The following is a 911-nucleotide window of genomic DNA, read 5'->3' as shown; positions in this document are numbered from 1 at the left end:
TCGGTCTTCGTCAACCAGTTGCTCGGCGATCTGCAGAACCACGTCATGATCGCCGTGATCCTGGTGTTCATCGTCATTCTCTACGCGCTGTCAGGCCGCGCCTCGCTGCTGATTGGCCTGGCCATTCCATCGTCCTTCCTGATCGGCATCCTGCTGTTGGCGATGATGGGCTACACGATCAACATGATCGTGCTGTTCAGCCTCATCCTGGCGGTCGGCATGCTGGTCGACGACGCCATCATCGTCACCGAATTCGCCGAGCGGCGGATGAGCGAAGGCATGCCGAAGGCAGAGGCGTTCGCGCTGGCCGCCAAGCGCATGGCCGGTCCGGTCATCGCCGCGACGATGACGCGCATCGCCGCTTTTTCGCCGCTGCTGTTCTGGCCAGGCATCATCGGCGACTTCATGAAATACATGCCGATCACGCTGATCGTCACGCTCTCGGCCTCGATGCTCTATGCACTGGTTTTTGCACCGGCGCTGGGCGCCTTGTTCGCCAAGGCGCCGCCGCATCACGAGAGCGACAACCGCGACGGCTGGTACATGGCGGTGGTCAAGCAGGCGGTGCGCTTTCCCATCACCGTGCTTCTGCTCACCGTTGGCCTTTTGTCCGGTGTCGGCTTTGCATATTCGAAATACGGCGCCGGCGTCGAGTTCTTCCCGAATGTCGAGCCTGACTACGGCCTGCTCTATGTGCACGCCCGCGGCAACCTTTCGCTCGCCGAAATGGATGCCGCCACAACGACCGCGGAAAACCGGCTTCTCGGCTGGCCGGGCGTGAAATCGGTCTATACCCGTGTCGGCAAGACGCAAGGCGGCGGCCAGGACATTCCTGAAGACGTGGTCGGCGTGATCCAGTACGAGTTCGTCGACTGGCGCGAGCGCAAATCGGCGAACGCCATCCTGGACGA

General features: G+C 61.9%; 1 protein-coding gene. It reads left to right on the top strand.

Going from position 1 to position 911, the window contains the following annotated elements:
* Positions 1-911, top strand: a 911-nt coding sequence (locus tag AC0L2A_RS36215; protein WP_473612971.1) for an efflux RND transporter permease subunit, incomplete at both ends; no start/stop codon positions are given.

It is taken from the genome of Mesorhizobium sp. WSM4844, from assembly GCF_055811775.1.
This window is presented reverse-complemented; position numbering and strand designations above follow the sequence as displayed.